Below are 16,344 nucleotides of genomic sequence, written 5' to 3' on the forward strand. Positions count from 1 at the left end.
TTGTCTTGGCACCCGTGCGCAAACGGTGGCCCCCAAACGTCCGCCCACGCGGTACCATGGATGCCTGATCGCAATAAGGAGAGTTCGATGCCCCGTTTACTGCCCCCGCTGCTGCTCGCGCTGGCCGCCCTGGCCAGCGGCTGTGCCCAACAGCCCGCCGCTCAGTTACCCGAGGAAGCCCGGGTCTGCCCGGAGTCACGCCCGCAGATGTGCACCATGGAATATCGTCCGGTGATCGGCTACGACCGCGCCGGTGAACCGGTGGGCAAATTCGGCAATGCCTGCCACGCCTGTGGCCAGGAAAACGTTCACTACACCCTGCCCGAGGGCAAGGAGACGCGCTAATTGTCATCGTCACCCCTGCGTCTGCTGCTGGATTTCGACGCCCAATACCGCCGCGACCGTGACCAGACCCCGGCCTTTCTGCACCGGCGGGACCGCCGCCTGGCCCTGGTGCGTGAACAGGCCGGCGCCACCCCGCCGTCCCTGGCGGAGTGGCTGCACGCGGTGGGCAACGGCCGCCACGACACCACCTCCCTGCGCCGCTGGCGGCGCCTGAACGGCGGTCTGCTGCTGGCCGGTGGCGTGCTCGGCGTGCTGACCATGCTCGGCCTGCTGTATGTCACCGGCCCGGCGCGCATCAACGTGACCCTGTTTCTGGCGCTGGTACTGATGCAGCTGCTGCTGGCGCTGGCCACCACCGGCCAGGCCCTGGTGGGCTGGCGTCCCTGGGGCGGGCTGCTGGGCCGGGGCGGCCCCGAGCAGGGCGCCCCGGCGCTGCGCCAACTGCAACCGCAGCTGGCGGCCCGCGCCGCCCAGACCGGCGGCCTGGCGTTCGCGGTCACCGCCCTGCTCACCCTGCTGGCCCAGATTCTGGTGCGCGACCTGGCGTTCGGCTGGAGCACCACCCTGCAAACCTCGGCGCCGGCCTATCACCGCCTGGTGGAAACCCTGGCCTGGCCCTGGCGCGGCTGGCTGCCCGGGGCGGTGCCGGGCCTGGAGCTGGTGGCCCAATCCCGCTACTTCCGGCTGGAGAGCGGCGCGCCGGCGGACCCGGCGTTGCTTGGCGGCTGGTGGCCATTTCTGGTGATGACCTGGCTCACCTATGTGGTGATGCCCCGGCTGGCCCTGCTGCTGCTCGCCCAGGCGCACCTGCGCCGCCGGGCCCGGCGCCTGCTGCGCGACCATCCCGGCGTGGCCGCCCTGCGCGAACGCTTCGCCACCCCCTGGGTGGACAGCGGCGACGAGGCCCCCGCCGCCACGCCCCTGACCACCCCGGCGGCGGCCCCGGCACCGCCCCCGCCGGCGGACACCGGCACCCTGATTCGCTGGGCCGGCGCCGGCGACGGCGACCTGGTCCGCCACCTGGTGGGCGAGGTGCCAATATTGGACGCCGGTGGCGCCGCCACCCTGGAGCAGGACCGCGACACCCTGAACCGGGCCGACGGCGGCCGCCCGGTGGTGATTCTGGTGCGCGCCTGGGAACCGCCCACCGGCGATCTGGCCGATTTTCTCGATGACGCCCGCGCCCACTGGGGCCCGGCCACCCCGATCCTGCTGCAACCCCTGGCCACCGACGACCAGGCCCTGGCCCCCTGGCAGCGCTTTCTCGCCCGCCGCCAGGACCCGGCCCTGCAACTGTGCCCGCCGCTGGCGCCGGACCGGGAGGCCGCCACGCCATGACCGCCCCACCCCGCTTCGCCGTGGTCGGCCACCCCAACAAGGGCAAGTCGAGCATCGTCGCCACCCTGGCCCAGAACGACGGCATCGCCATCGCCCTGGAGCCCGGCACCACCCGGGACAGCCACCGCTATCCGTTAAGCGTGGACGGCCATGTTCTCTACGAGCTGATCGACACCCCCGGCTTCCAGCGCCCGCGCAGGGTGCTGGCCTGGCTGCAGGCGCACAGCGCCAGCGCCTCGGACCGGCCGGAAACGGTGCGCGCCTTCGTCACCCAGCACCGGGACGACCCACGCTTCCACGATGAATGCGAACTGCTCACGCCGATCCTGGAGGGCGCCGGCATTCTCTATGTGGTGGACGGCGCCGTGCCCTACAGCCCGGAACAGGAAGCGGAAATGGAGATCCTGCGCTGGACCGGCCGCCCCAGCCTGGCGCTGATCAACCGCATCGGCGACGGCGATCACCTGGCCGACTGGCGCGCCGCCCTGGGCCAGTACTTCCAGATCGTGCGCGACTTCGACGCGGTCAACGCGCCCTTCGACACCCACCTGAGCCTGCTGCGCGGCTTTGGCCAGCTGGCACCGGACTGGGAAGGCCCCCTGGAAGAGGCGGCGAACCATCTGCGCGACCAGCGGCACCACCGCCAGCACCGCGCCCTGGCCCTGATCGCCGAGGCCCTGGCGGACATGCTCACCCACGCGGAAAGCGCCCGCTTCGGCGAGCACGACAACCGCGACGCCCTGGAACATGACCTGGCCCGCCGCTGGCGGGACCGCCAGCGGCAACGCGAACAGAGCCTGCGTCGGGACGTGGAAGCCCTCTACCGCCACCGCCATCTGCACCGGCGGGAACAGGCGCTGGACTGGGAACCGGGCCAGGACCTGTTCAGCGACCAGGCGCGCCGGGCCTGGGGCGTGAGCCGCACCTACCTGGCCACCGCCGGCTTCGGCGCCGGCGCCCTCGGCGGTGCCGGCATCGACGCCCTGGCCGCCGGCCACTCCCTGGGCACCGGCGCCCTGATCGGCGGCGTGCTGGGCGCCGCCGGCAGCCTCTACTACGGCGGCAAGTACGCCGACAAACTGGGCGCCCTGAAACTGCTGGCACCCCTGGCCGGCGGCGGCCGCCGGGCGGAATTCGGCCCGGTGCGCGACCCGCAGTTCGGCTATGTGGTGCTGGGCCGCGCCCTGGAGCACTGGTTCCAGGTCAGCCACCGCAACCACGCCGGCCGCGCCCCCCTGACCCTGGACCACGGCGACCGGCACTGGCTCGAACAACTGCCCCGCGCCGACCGCCAGCGCCTGCAAAAAGCCCTGCAAAACCCGCCCCGCCACCCCAGCGACGGCAAACGCCGCCAGGCCCTGGAACAGGCGGTGGAAAACGCCGGCGGCGCTTTTCTGCAATGGCGAAGCGGCAATGAAGATTCCGAATAATCTGGTTACGAATGAGGTTTGAAACAGATGGGATGGATTCCACGGAAAAGCCTACACGCCTGGATCATGGCAACAAGTACGCTACTTTTTTTATTTGTTTTTCCAGCTCTGGCCAACGCCGCCTCCAAGGAGCAACCCGGCCCGCCTGATATCGAGGCACCAGCTCTGCCCGCCCCCCTCAAAGTCGTGCTTGGCCCATTGAGGCTACTCCTACCCGAACACGGCCTGGAAACCATCGCTCACCGTGACGGCATCGTTATCGTCCAGTACGCGAACGGGAATACGCTCACTCACAGAACGCTCAGCGAGAAAGAGTCCGCGCTGTACAAAGATGGCCATACTGAAGCACAACGAGCCAAAAAAATTCTCCTTCCTTCGATAGAGCCAGGGAAGAAATCCACCACGGTGCTCCCTCCGGAAATCCGCGTAAGGAAGATCGGAGGTTCTTCGCTGTACCTGCGGACCACGAAGAACTCCGCAGGATATCGCACTATGCTTTTTACGAATAAGAAAACGCACTACATTGATCTTTTGATGGGTGAAGCCGAAGCCCTCCAACTCTTTCAAACGGCCACGATCAACTCAATATCCTCCGAAAAAGCAGGAAGGTGATCAAGATCGTGGCCGCCGCCGAGGAAGCGCGGAACACCCAGCTATCCCGGTCCTTGAAGTACCAGACCGTGCTTATCGCGGCGAGAATCCAGAAACAAACCCTAAGAAAATCCATATCTCACAGGCCCATAAGAGCAAGTACCAGCGGGCTTTTCCAGTTCAAAGCGGCCTGACTCAAGCAGGCTCGGTAGGTAACACTCCCTTCGACCGCGGACAACCAGGTATTCAAGGCTTCGAAATAGTGCTTAACAATATTTCGTGGCAATATCCAAGCGCCTCCGATCACCGCTAAAAAACTCAAGGTTCCAGAAAAGTTCTCTGAGCACTGGTAAGATTGATTGAGAACGGAATCAACGATATCCGCTACAGCTTCGGTAATCTGGCTCGGCGAAGAACTCACCGACCCTGACCATATAGATTGTATTAAATCGTGGTAACGCTGTTTTTCTTCCATTGAAAGGGCCATTTTCTCTCCTTGTCATTAACCACCCCCCCCCTTATGAAATGAATATTTTTTTGCATTACAAATTTTTGTTTATATTTTGAGAACCATTGCACAGGCGGCCGGCCGATCGTTACCCATTCCCGCATAATCCTCGCCGCTATCGCGGCAGATCCGGAATCTTGAAGTACGGTGTTTTTTGGTTGTCCAGGCTGTGCAGAAAAGCTTCCAGGTCGGCGAGATCGGTCTGGCTCAGCCGAAGCGGTTTGAGCAACGGGCTGGTCACCGGAAACAACGGATCATCCTGCTCGGCGCCCTTGGGGCGTGGATGCACGCCGCCGGCGTTATAGAGGGAGAGGATGCCGTGCATCTTTGTGAACTTGCCGTTGTGCATCCAGGGCGCGGTGGCCATCACGTTGCGCAGGCCCGGGGTCTTGAAGGCGCCCATATCCTGCTTGCGGCCGGTGGCGGCATAACGGCCCTGGTCCTCGTTTTTGCGACCGTAGAAATGCAGCCCCAGGTTGTGGAACTGACCGTCGGTGAACAACGGGCCGTGGTGGCAGTTCATGCAGCCGGCGCTGGTGCGGAACAGATCCAGGCCACGAATCTCCGCTTCGCTGAGGGCGTCCGCATCGCCGCCGTAAAACAGGTCGAAGCGGGTGGGGCCGGTGACCACCGTGGTCAGATAGGCGGCCAGGGCGTCGGCCAGCCGCTCCGGGTTCAGGGTGGCTTCGCCAAAGGCATCGCGGACCAGGGGGGCGTAACCGGGCACCGCGTTGATCGATGCCACCGCCCCGTCCGGCGTGCCGTGCATCTCCTCCGGATTGGCGATGGGCATCAGCACCTGCTCGCGCAGGGTGGCGGCGCGGCCGTCCCAGAACTGGGCCTGCTGAAAGGCCGCGTTGGCGACGCTGGGCGTATTGCGCCGGCCCCGTTGACGGTCGTGGCCGTAGGGCACCTGGCGGCCATCCGCCCAGCCCCATTCCGGATCGTGGCAGGAGGCACAGGCGATCTGTCCGGAACCGGACAGGCGCGGATCGAAGAACAGGGTTTCGCCCAGGTCGCGCAGCGCCCGGTCCACTTTCGGCGTGGGCGGCAGCGGCCCCAGCGGCCGCGCGTCCACACTGGCGTCCACCTGGATCGCCGGCCAGCAGGCCGGCCCGGCGCGGTAACGGTCCAGACGATCCGCGTTGGCATCGGGGCAGGCGTCGGCGGCCAACGCCAAGGCCGGTAACATCGCACCGAGCAAACCACCCACCGCCGCCCACCGCAACCTCAACGTCATAGCCGCACCTTCATACCCAGCCAGTAATTGCGGCCAATCTCGATGCCGGAATCATAGGTGTTGGGGTTACCGTCATCGGCGGTGTAGGTGCGCGCGTTGAACACATTGTTGATCTGCGCGTCCAGCACCAGACCCGGCTTACGGGTGACCTGCCAGGTCAGTTTCAGATTGCTGATCCAGGTGGCCGGCCGCTGCCGGTCCTCGTACACCGGCAGGGATTCGGTCACCGTCTGGCCATTCGGCAAGGTAATGGTTTCGCCCTTTTGCGAGCGGCCGGAGTTGGCGATATAGCGTTGCTCATCCCGCCAGGTGGTGACCAGGCTGGCGCGCAGGTTGCGATGGAGATCCGCCGCCAGGCTGACGGTGGCGACCAGAGGGCGGTTGTAGTCATAGCGGACCTGCTCCAGTTCGCCCTGGCGCATGCGCTTGCCCCGGTAATAGATGTATTCATCGGCGAGCGGATTATCGGCGCTTACGTCGTAGTCCGAGTTGGAGGTTTCCGCCTCCGACCAGGTGGTGCTCAGCCCCAGATGGTAACGGCCGAAGGTGCGGTACCAGGCCAGGGAAATGCCCTGGTAACGACTGCTGCCGTCGTTGCTGAGCCGGTACAGTTCGAAGCCATCTTCCTGGATGTCCGTGCGTTGCTGGGAGAGTTCGTCGCGGCCTTCCCGGTGCACGTATTTCAGATCAACAATGCCGCCCAGGAATGCCTGCTTCAGGCCCACGGAAAGTTCGTCGCTGTAGGGCGTATTCAGGTCCGAGAACACATAGCGGGTGCGGGCGCCGCCGGAATCGCTTTCCCAGTCGCCCACCACGTTGGCCACGGAACCCCGGTATTCCGTGTAGTGGGGCTGGCGTGCTTCGCGCAGTTTGTAGGAAAGCAGCGGCGCGCCGTAGTAACGGTTGGCGCCGAAGGTCAGGTTGGTGCGGCCATTGCCGAACATATCGAAGGCGCCGCGAAAGCGCGGGGAAAAATTAAGGTTGCCGAGAAAATCATCGTAATCGTAGCGGGCACCGAACACCGTCTTGACCCGCCCCCAATGGGTAGAGGCTTCGGTGTAGGCGGCGGCCTGGGCCAGGCCCACGTCCAGGTCGTGGGCCGCGTACACATTGCGGGTGGAAAAGAATTGCTCGCCGTCCACGCAATCCAGGCTGACGCCCCGGCATTGGATCTCCGTGTTGACGATGCCGTTCTGGTAAATGTAGGAGGTGGCCGGCCGGTCCTCGATCACCCGCACATAACTCAGGTCGACGCCGTACTCCAGGTTCCAGCGGCGCCCCAGCCAGCGGACCGGCTGGCGCTGGGCGTCCAAGCCGAAGGTGTAGCGTTGCTGCTCGCGGTCCAGGTCACCGAAGCCGCCCTGGCGACTGAAAGCCAGATCATTTTCGATGCCCCAGTGGCGGCTCGGGCTGTTTTGCCAGTTGAAAAAGTGTTGCGGGGAGCGACGACTGTTCTCGCTTAACGACACCGCCAGGCGGGCGGTGATGTCGTGGCGGTCGGTGAGCCAGGACAGCTTGCCGTTGCCGGTTAGGCCACCGCCGCGCACGCTGAAGTCACTGTCCTTGGCGTCCTTGATAAAGTACTCACCTTTGTAGGGCGCCACCGCCAGCCCCAGGTCCAGCCAGCCCTGGTCCCATACCGGCGTGTAGAAGCGGCCGCTAAGCCCCAGGTTCTCCTGTTCCTGATCCTTGATCTCGCCCAGCGACACATCCGGGTTGCGCGAATAGGAGCGGGTGGCACCCAGATAAACGCCGCGCCCACCGGCCAGCGGCTGGTCCACGCTGATGCCCATCCGTTCGCGCTTGAAGGAGTCCGGCTCCGGCGGCTCCTTGGGGTTCTCGGCGTCGTCCGGCACATGGTGGAACACCCGGTAGTCCACCCAATCGGAACGGGTGGTGCTGTAGGACAGATTGACCCGCCGCGGCCCCTGGCCGGCACGGCGGGTTTTCATGTCCACCACGCCGCCGGTGAAATTACCGAAGCGCGCCGGCACGTTGCTGTCGTAGACGGTCACCGATTCCAGCATGTCCTCGTCAATAAACAGCGACTGCTCATGGCCGGGCACGTCGGTGATCGAGTTGGGCTTGTCCGCCAGTGGATCGAGCCGGCTGTTGATGTCCACGCCATCCAGCTGGAAGTTATTCTCGTAGGCACGGCCGCCGGAAATGGAAATCGATGCCGGTTTCAGATCGTAGAGGCTTTCCGGTTTATAACGATCCTCGCTGAACTGAATATTGGGCAACACCTCCAGGGCTTCCGTAACGCTGCCGTTGGCGCTGCCATAGTCGTCCAGCATGTGCCGGTCCAGCCGGTAGCTGCCCTCCGGCTCGGTGGTCACCGGCTGGGCGGCGCCGTCGCCGTGCACATAGACCGGATTGAGGGTTTCCACGTCGTCCTCGGCGTGGGCGGAGAGCACGAAAAAAAACAGGCCGGCGGTCAGTGCCGCCGGCCAAAAAGAGTAGTCAGTCATGATCAGCCATCACAGGACGCGCAGAAGGGCGTGGAATCCTCATCGTCCGTGATGCCGTCACCGTCCAGATCGTTATCCAGCTGCAAAGCACTGGCCGCGATGTCCTCCGCGTCGACCCCGAGGTTGAAAAAGTCCGGGCGGCCATCGCCATCCGTATCCCGTACCGCGATGGCGCCCTTGGCGAAATCGTTTTCACCGGTCATTGCCGTGGCGATACTTTGCAGCATCAGATTGCGGTCGTTGTTGGAGAGGCCATCCTTCTCGGTGAGCGCCACCGCCTCGTCGTAGTAGCGGGCTTTGGCCAGCACCAGCACGGCCTGATTCAGATAGGTCAGCCGTGAGCTGTCGGACAGCTGCGCGTCGGCCAGGTTGGCCACGCCCAGCTGGTTACCGTTACCCAGAATCAGATCCCGCGCCGCCGCCCGGGCGTCCGCCACGTTTTGCTGGTCGGTGACGTTTAGTGCACCGGCACGCAGAGCCATGCGGCCCGCCTGTTCGGCGACCTGGTTCAGGCTGGTGGCCAACGACAGGCCACCGGACATGGCCGAGCTGCGGGTGCTGTCGTTGGTGGCGCCCGCCGCTTCCTGGAAGTAGCGGGTTTGCGCTTCGCGGCCGTAGTCCAGCGCCAGGCCCAGGTTGTCGTTGTCCAGCGACAGAGAGATCAACCGTAGTAATGCTTTGTCGTAATCCCTTCCCAACATGGCGGAGATCTCACTTTCCGCCCGGGCAATAGTGGCGCTCCCCTCGGCAATCAGCCCCAGGCGATTCTGGTAGATGGCAATCCCGGTAAGAATTGCAAATCTCTCATCCTTGCCTGTGATACTTTTCAGAATCTCATCCGCAACGGAGGCACAATTGCCCATCCAGCTGCGGGCGGTATCAATGTCGCCCCAATTTTCCGCGAACTGAACCAGTCTCAAACAACCGTTACCGAGCAAGGCGTTGTAATCTTGCACGTACGTATCCCGATATTCGTCGGATAGATAGAAGTTCCAGGCAGCGCCTCTTACCTGATCGCCAAGCAAAACATAGCCATTTCTGTAGAGAGCCTCCGCGAGCCCGTGCGCGGTACCCGACTGATCAATCAGGTACCCCAGATATTCCTCCGGCTCTGGGTAGTTCCGCCGCAAGCCGTCGAGAGCCCCTTGCAGATCTCCTTCCACGACAGCCTCAAACGCTATTCCGACATTGATGTTCTGCAAAGCATCTTCAATCTCGCGAGGATCCGTAATGGTTTCTTCTACCTGTTGAAGGTAACGGTCCACTTGATCGGTTGCGACGTAGTACGCAGCCATCCTTTCCACGTAGACATCCGTCTGCTCCAGGTTACATGGCGTTAAATTTCTGGTTTGCTCGAAAAGATCGATGATATTTTCGAGCTCCTGGTCCGCACCTAACGCGTAGTAGTAACCGGCCGAATAGGTAAGATAGAAAGTACGCAGCTTATAGTGCGTGCAACCACTTCTGACCTGGTATCCGGTGCCGAGAACAAATCGAGTGAAAAGATCGACACTCTGTATGGCATCATTCAGAAAGGGCTCTACAAGCTCCTGTTCAACCGCTTTTTCTACTGATAATTCAGCGTTATCACGTATTGCCGTCAGCAGCTTTCCGTAAACCGACTGATAAGGGCGCCCCTCATAGAGGGAGACGTAATCGATCACGTTATCGATGGCCCTCTGTGAAGCTTCAATCTCTCCCAGTCGCCGGTAGTCCAGCACCAGCGAGTTGTAAAGATCGGCTTCCGGGGCAGTAAGGTTTTCCAATCCCTTTGCCTCGATAATTCCGTCCAACTCGGAGAGGGAAGTATCGACCATCGCTTTCGCTTCGTTATGCGAACCCGTCTCGATCAGCCTGTACGCGATCCTTTGCGCCGTCCTCGCGCGCAGGAAAGGCTGGAAGACGCGGGTCCTTAGAACAGTTTTTGCTTCGCCAACTTGGCCGGCGAAGGCCAACCCTTCGGCGATTTCTTCATACACCGGGTCGAGGATAAGGTCGTCGAGCACGCCATCAAACAGCCGTTCGGCGCGATGGAACGGGGACAGATCGGAGGCGTAGAAGTATTCCCGGCGGGCGTCGCTGTCCATGCCGAGTTTTTCCGCGTTGGTCAGCGGAATGCGGTGGTCCAGGGCGCGCAGGCCGGTGATGCGGGCGATGTCACTGTCGCCGCCGAGGCCGGCGGGGACGGTGAAGCCGCTTTGCGACAGTGCGGCCGGGTCAAGCTGGTAGCTTTGCAGCACATAGCGCATCAGGTTACGAATCTGGGCGCCGCCGGCGGGAACGCCGGCGCCACCGTTGGCGCTGATCAGGGTGTCGGCCAGGGCGGCGATGTTGGCCTGGCTGGTCTCGTCGTCGGTGTTTTGCCCGAACGCATCGCGCAGGTAGAGGGTGATGCCCTGGCGCACCGCGATGCGTTTGGCGGCGGCCACCACCGCGTCGGCGCCCTGGCCCGGGGCGGCTTCGGCCACCGCCTGGAATTGCTGTTCCAGCCCGATGATGCGCTGGCGGCTGGCCTCGGTAAGTTTGGGATCGGTGGCCAGCCATTCACGGGCGGCGTCCAGGTCGCCGGTGTCGCGCAGGGCGTCGACCAGCCAGGTCATGGGCCGGCTTTCCCGGTTAAGGGCCACGCCCAGCAGCGTGAGCCGCAGGGACTGGCGTTGCAGGTCGCCGTCGGTGGCCGGGTCGTCCAGCACCCGGGTGGCGTCCAGGCCGAGCCAGCCGGCCACGGTCTGGCCGGCGCTGTCGAGATCGCTGCCGTCGTCCACCAGCGCCATCACCAGGGTACTCACCGGCGTGGCCAGGCCGTTGCCGCCGGACACCGGCCCCACCAGGGTCAGCCCGGTGAAGTCCTGCCCGGTTTGCGAATCCACGCCACCCTGGGCCACCACCCGGGCACCGCTCAGGTTGGCGCCGGAGGAGACGGAGAACCGGAAGCCGCCGTTGGCGTCGCTGCGCACCGGTACCGCCAGGGCGTTACCGCTGGCGCTTTGCAGCTTGACCAACGCCCCGGCAATGCCGGGATCGGTGACGCGGCCGGACACGCCGGCTGAGCCGCTTGCGCCTCCGTCCCCCCCGCCACTGCTACCCCCACCGCCGCCGCAGGCGGCCAGCAGGGCAAGAAAAAGGGCCACGGCCACGGGCCGTGCCCAGCGCGTGCATCGCTGATACATGACGGGTTCCCCCAGGTTCGCTTCGGTGTAAGGACGCCGGGGAAGATAATCTAAGTGATAATGATTCGCAATATTATGTAGGAAGTTGACCGCCGGCCAGATGCTCCCGGCGGTAGTCCCGGGGCGCCATGCCCATCACTTTCTTGAACAGGCGCGAGAAGTAGTAGGGGTCGTCGTGGCCCAGTTGCTGGGCGATGTCGGCCACGCTCAGGTCGGTGATGTCGAGCAGGTAGCAGGCGCGGCTGACCTTGAGATGCTGAAAGGCCTGCATCGGGGTCTGGCCGGTCTGGCGTTTGTATTCGCGGATGAAGTGGTAGCGGGACAGGTCGCTGGTGGCGGCCACCAGGGTGTCCAGGTCCACCCGTTCGTGCAGCCGCAAGCGCAGCCAGGCCTGCACCCGGGCCACGTCCAGGGCGTCGCTGCGCTCCTGGCGCTGGCGGCGCATCAGGGCCATGTAGGAGAGCAGGCTTTTCAGCAGGTTGGCGGCGTAGATCAGGTGGTCGCCGCGAAAGCGGGTCACGGTGACCAGCAGGGCGTCCAGGTCTTCGGTAAGGCGCGGGTGATGGCCGACATGGGCGGCAAAGGCGTCCGGCCGGTCCAGCACCGCGTCGAAATAGTCGTCCACCCGGTCGCCGCCCAGGTGGGCCCAGTAGATGGTCCAGGGGTCGTCCGGGTTGGCCCGGTAGCGGTGCGGGCGGCCCTCACGGAACAGCAGCACGTCGCCGGCGCTGACCGGCCGCCAGCGGCCCTCCAGGCGCGCCTCCCCGGACCCGGCCAGGCAATAGATCAACAGGTGGTCCCGGGGGGCCCGGCGATCCATGTGATGGCCGGCGGCGCTGGGGTAAAAACCGGCGCCGAGGGGCAGGCAGTCACGGCACAGCGGGTGCGTCGCCAGCTCCGCCACCAGGCTCTGGGGAATCACCACCCGCCGGCCGCTTTCCGGCAGCGGCCACTGGGAGGTTTCCACCTGTGAACCGGTTCCGCTCATAGCAATTCTGTCCATCCCCCATCAATTAAAGCCATCTTATCGCCCATTGGGCTGTGGTACACCATAGCAATAATTGAAAAACGCGATGGTGCCGAACCTGCCTCATCGGAAGAACAACAACAGGATAAACAGGGAGAGCTCATGCTTGTAGCCAGCTTCCTCGGGCTGTTCGCCGGCCTGGCGTTACTGGTGGTGCTGACCATGCGAGGCGTCAACATCATCATCTCCGCGGTGCTGTGCGCCATGCTGGTGGCGGTGTGCAGCGGCCTGCCACTGGACCAGGCCATGCTGGAGAGTTACATGGCCGGTTTCACCGGCTTCTTCACCGCCTGGTTTCCGGCCATTCTGCTGGGCGCCATCTTCGGCCAGCTGATGGACGACAGCGGCGCCGCCAAGGCCATCGCCCGCCAGTCCAGCCATTGGTTTGGCGAGAAGCGCGCCATCATGGCGGTGGTGGGCGCCTCGGCGATCCTCACCTACGGCGGGGTCAGCGTGTTCGTGGTCGGTTTCAGCGTTTACCCCATCGCCTTCGAGTTGTTCAAGGCGGCCAACCTGCCCCACCGCTTTATTCCCGGCGCCATGGTGTTCGGGTCGATCTCGTTCACCATGACCTCCCCCGGGTCGCCGGAAGTACAGAACCTGATTCCCACCGAGCATTTCGGCACCACCGCGGTGGCCGGCGGCATGATCGGGGTGATCTGCGCGCTGACCATTCTGGTGCTGGGCGCCTGGGCAATCCGCCACCGGGTGCGCCGGGCGGTGAACGCCGGCGAGACCTTCGACCCGCCGGCGGCGGCGGTGCGCCAGCACGGCCGGGACGACGGCGTGGCGGTGCCCACCTGGGCGGCCCTGTTGCCCCTGCTGGTGCTGGTGGGCGGTTTCAACCTGCTGTCGCTGGCCCTGGGCATGCGCCCGGTGGAGGCCCTGCTGGTGGCCATGGGCGCCAGCCTGCTGCTCGGCTTCGTGCTGTTCCGCCGTCCTCTTCATCAGCGCGCCCGCACCCTGGGCACCGGCGCCGACAACGCGCTGGTGGCCACCGCCAATACCTGCGCGGTGGTGGGCTTCGGCGCGGTGGCGGCACTGACGCCGGCGTTCAAGGAAATCGTGGCGGTGCTCACCGGCCTGCCCGGGCTGGAATACGCCGGCCTGGCCATGGCGGTGACGGTGATCGCCGGCATCACCGGCTCCGCCTCCGGCGGCCTGGGCATCGCCCTGCCGATCCTGGCGCCGATCTACCAGGGCATGGGCCTGGACAACGGCGCCATGCACCGGATTTCGGCGCTGGCTTCCGGCGGTCTGGATTCGCTGCCGCACAACGGCTACGTGGTCACCACCATCCGCGCGGTCTGCAAGGAAACCCACCAGCGGGCCTACCCGATGGTGTTCATCGCCAGTGTGCTGGTGCCCTCGGTGGTGCTGGTATTGGCGGTGGTTCTGTATACGCTGGTGTAACGACGCCGGCCTCCGAATACGGCCAAAAAAATGCAAGGAGAAAGCGTTATGAGCAACCGACTTCCGCAACTGATTCAGGGCGAGTTCCGACAAAGCGCCACCGACACCTGGATCCCCGTGACCAACCCGGCCAGCGGCGAAGTGCTGTGCGAAGCGCCGGCGGCCACCGCCGACGAAATGGAGCAGGCCATCGCCGCCGCCAAGGCCGCCTTTCTGGAATGGCGTGACGTGCCGGTGTCCGAGCGTGCCCGGCTGATGCTGCGCTATCAGCATCTGCTCAAGGAGCGCCATGACGACATCGCCAAGGTCCTGGCCAAGGAAACCGGCAAGGTATTCGCCGACGCCAAGGGCGACGTGTGGCGGGGCATTGAAGTGGTGGAACACGCCGCCAACATCGCCTCGTTGATGATGGGCGAAACGGTGGAGAACGTGGCCCGTGGCATCGACAGCCATTCCTGGACCCAGCCCCTGGGCGTGTGCGCCGGTATCACCCCGTTCAACTTCCCGGCGATGATTCCGCTGTGGATGTTCCCCATGGCCATCGCCTGCGGCAACAGCTTCGTGCTCAAGCCCTCGGAACAGGACCCGATGACCCCCAACCTGCTGGCCGAGCTGTTCCTGGAGGCCGGCGCGCCGAAGAACCTTCTGCAGGTGGTGCACGGTGGCAAGACCCAGGTGGACACCCTGCTCACCCATGCGGAGATCAAGGCGGTGTCGTTCGTCGGCTCGGTGCCGGTGGGCCAGCACGTGTACCGCACCGCCACCGACCATCTGAAGCGCGCCCAGTGTTTCGCCGGCGCCAAGAACCACATGGTAGTGATGCCCGACGCCCGCAAGGACCAGGTGCTCAGCAACCTGGTGGGTTCCGCCTGCGGTGCCGCCGGCCAGCGTTGCATGGCGATCAGCGTGGCGGTGTTCGTGGGTGATTCGAAACAATGGCTGGACGAACTCAAGGACCAGTTCGCGGCGGTGCGCCCGGGCGCCTGGGACGACGACCAGGCCGCCTATGGCCCGCAGATCAGCGCCAAGGCCCGGGAGCGCATTCTCACCCTGATCCAACAGGGCAAGGAAGAAGGCGCCACCTGCCTGCTGGACGGCTCCGAGTGCAGCGTGGAGGGCTTGCCGGATGGCCACTGGGTGGGCCCCACCCTGTTCTCCGATGTGACGCCCCAAATGGCGCTGTATCGGGAGGAAATCTTCGGGCCGGTGCTGTGCTGCATGTGCGTGGACACCCTCGACGAAGCCATCGAGCTGGTCAACAACAGCCCCTATGGCAACGGCACCTCGATCTTCACCGCCAACGGCGCGGCGGCGCGCAAGTTCCGCCATGAGATCGAAGTGGGCCAGGTGGGCATCAACGTGCCGATTCCGGTGCCGCTACCGTTCTTCAGCTTTACCGGCTGGAAGGGTTCCTTCTACGGTGACCAGCACGCCTACGGCAAGCAGGCGGTGCGCTTCTACACCGAGACCAAGACGGTCACCAGCCGCTGGTTCGACGACGATATTCCGGACGCCACCCATGGCGGGCCGAACATGACCATTAACCTGAAATGATGATCGCGGCTGAAGCCGCTCCTACAGGTATCGGTGGGAGCGGCTTCAGCCGCGAACCGCGAGGATCAAACGTGGATTTCGCCCTCAACGAAGAACAACTGGCGTTCCGGGACACGGCACGCCAGTTCGCCGACAAGGAGCTGGCGCCGTTCGCCGCCGAGTGGGACGCGGGCAGCGTGTTTCCCAAGGACACCATCCGCCGCGCCGGCGAGCTGGGTTTCTGCGCGCTGTACTGCGACGAGGAACACGGCGGCCTGGGGCTGAGCCGGCTGGACGCGGCGCTGGTGTTCGAGCAGCTGGCCGCCGGCTGCACCTCCACCACCGCCTTTATCACCATCCACAACATGGCCACCTGGATGCTGACCCACTTCGGCGGTGAGGCGGTGCGGGCGCGCTGGGCGGCACCGCTGATCAGCGGCGAGGCGCTGGCCTCCTACTGCCTCACCGAGCCCAACGCCGGCTCCGACGCCGCCTCGCTGAGCACCACCGCGAAGCGCGACGGCGATGACTATGTGATCAACGGCGCCAAGGTGTTTATCTCCGGCGCCGGTGACACCGACGTGCTGGTGCTGATGGCGCGCACCGGCGGGCCCGGCGCCGGTGGCATTTCCTGCTTCGCCATTCCGGCGGACGCGGCCGGCGTCAGCTATGGCCGCAACGAAGAAAAGATGGGCTGGAAGAGCCAGCCCACCCGGGCCATCACCCTGGAGAACGTGCGGGTGCCGGCGGACCAGCGCATCGGTGACGAGGGCCAGGGCTTTCGTATCGCCATGGCCGGCCTGGACGGCGGCCGCATCAATATCGCCAGCTGCTCCCTGGGCGCCGCCACCGCCGCCCTCACCCAGGCGCAGAGCTACGTGGGCGAGCGCAAGCAGTTCGGGCAAGCCATCGCCGAGTTCCAGAACACCCAGTTCAGCCTGGCGGACATGGCCACCCACCTGGTGGCGGCGCAACAGCTGGTGCGGCTGGCGGCCTGGAAGCTGGACCAGGGCGACGCGGACAAAAGCACCTACTGCGCCATGGCCAAACGGCTGGCCACGGATTTGTGTTTTGACGTCTGCAACCAGGCGCTGCAGCTGCATGGCGGCTACGGCTACATCAAGGAGTACCCGCTGGAGCGCTATGTGCGCGACAGCCGGGTGCATCAGATTCTGGAAGGCACCAACGAAATCATGCGGGTAATCATCGCCCGCCGGGTGCTCAAGGATTTGTCGTTTTTATAAACGCCGGATCGCGGCTGAAGCCGCTCCTGCGGCC

Annotated in this window: 12 protein-coding genes; 7 read left to right on the forward strand and 5 right to left on the reverse strand. The window is 64.8% G+C overall.

All coding sequences use genetic code 11. The features are described from left to right. The first annotated feature begins 87 nt into the window (after positions 1 to 87). Genes FGS76_RS15180 through FGS76_RS15195 form a run of 4 tightly spaced genes read left to right on the forward strand, consistent with a single transcriptional unit; the run spans position 88 to position 3,725 of the window. On the forward strand, positions 88 to 345 hold the full coding sequence (locus FGS76_RS15180) for a hypothetical protein (protein WP_138773482.1): 258 nt from the start codon (positions 88 to 90) through the stop codon (positions 343 to 345). Further along, positions 346 to 1,683, forward strand: coding sequence for a DUF2868 domain-containing protein (locus tag FGS76_RS15185; RefSeq protein ID WP_138773483.1), 1,338 nt, complete (start codon positions 346 to 348; stop codon positions 1,681 to 1,683). It abuts the gene before it with no gap. Next, on the forward strand, positions 1,680 to 3,113 hold the full coding sequence (locus FGS76_RS15190) for a GTPase/DUF3482 domain-containing protein (protein ID WP_138773484.1): 1,434 nt from the start codon (positions 1,680 to 1,682) through the stop codon (positions 3,111 to 3,113). The genes FGS76_RS15185 and FGS76_RS15190 overlap by 4 nt, the downstream gene beginning before the upstream one ends. 18 nt (positions 3,114 to 3,131) lie before the next feature. Further along, on the forward strand, positions 3,132 to 3,725 hold the full coding sequence (locus FGS76_RS15195) for a hypothetical protein (protein WP_138773485.1): 594 nt from the start codon (positions 3,132 to 3,134) through the stop codon (positions 3,723 to 3,725). A gap of 118 nt (positions 3,726 to 3,843) precedes the next feature. Here FGS76_RS15195 and FGS76_RS15200 read toward each other — a convergent pair whose 3' ends face one another. From FGS76_RS15200 to FGS76_RS15220, 5 genes are all read right to left on the reverse strand, one after another. Further along, entirely contained in the window at positions 3,844 to 4,191 is a 348-nt protein-coding gene (locus FGS76_RS15200; protein ID WP_138773486.1) for a hypothetical protein, read from the reverse strand. A 136-nt stretch (positions 4,192 to 4,327) separates the two neighbouring features. Further along, the gene (locus FGS76_RS15205; protein WP_138773487.1) at positions 4,328 to 5,452 is read right to left on the reverse strand and encodes a cytochrome-c peroxidase; all 1,125 of its coding nucleotides are present in this window, start codon (positions 5,450 to 5,452) and stop codon (positions 4,328 to 4,330) included. Then, complete coding sequence (locus FGS76_RS15210; protein WP_138773488.1) at positions 5,449 to 7,923, reverse strand: TonB-dependent receptor plug domain-containing protein; 2,475 nt, start codon at positions 7,921 to 7,923, stop codon at positions 5,449 to 5,451. The genes FGS76_RS15205 and FGS76_RS15210 overlap by 4 nt, the downstream gene beginning before the upstream one ends. 2 nt (positions 7,924 to 7,925) lie before the next feature. Next, entirely contained in the window at positions 7,926 to 11,060 is a 3,135-nt protein-coding gene (locus FGS76_RS15215) for a carboxypeptidase-like regulatory domain-containing protein (protein ID WP_170214491.1), read from the reverse strand. A 106-nt stretch (positions 11,061 to 11,166) separates the two neighbouring features. Continuing rightward, a complete protein-coding gene (locus FGS76_RS15220) occupies positions 11,167 to 12,081 on the reverse strand; it encodes an AraC family transcriptional regulator (RefSeq protein WP_138773490.1) in 915 nt (304 codons plus the stop codon). A gap of 141 nt (positions 12,082 to 12,222) precedes the next feature. On the opposite strand from FGS76_RS15220, the gene FGS76_RS15225 reads away from it, so the two are divergent. The 3 genes from FGS76_RS15225 (at position 12,223) to FGS76_RS15235 (ending at position 16,310) form a co-directional block, all read left to right on the forward strand. Beyond that, on the forward strand, positions 12,223 to 13,533 hold the full coding sequence (locus FGS76_RS15225; protein WP_138773491.1) for a GntP family permease: 1,311 nt from the start codon (positions 12,223 to 12,225) through the stop codon (positions 13,531 to 13,533). Positions 13,534 to 13,581: 48 nt separating this feature from the next. Beyond that, a complete protein-coding gene (locus FGS76_RS15230) occupies positions 13,582 to 15,087 on the forward strand; it encodes a CoA-acylating methylmalonate-semialdehyde dehydrogenase (protein ID WP_138773492.1) in 1,506 nt (501 codons plus the stop codon). A gap of 71 nt (positions 15,088 to 15,158) precedes the next feature. Further along, positions 15,159 to 16,310 carry an acyl-CoA dehydrogenase family protein gene (locus FGS76_RS15235; protein ID WP_138773493.1) on the forward strand — a complete coding sequence of 384 codons (1,152 nt, stop codon included), beginning with the start codon at positions 15,159 to 15,161 and terminating at the stop codon, positions 16,308 to 16,310. The last annotated feature ends 34 nt before the right edge of the window (positions 16,311 to 16,344 follow it).

This window comes from Alloalcanivorax gelatiniphagus, assembly GCF_005938655.1.
Lineage (GTDB): Bacteria > Pseudomonadota > Gammaproteobacteria > Pseudomonadales > Alcanivoracaceae > Alloalcanivorax > Alloalcanivorax gelatiniphagus.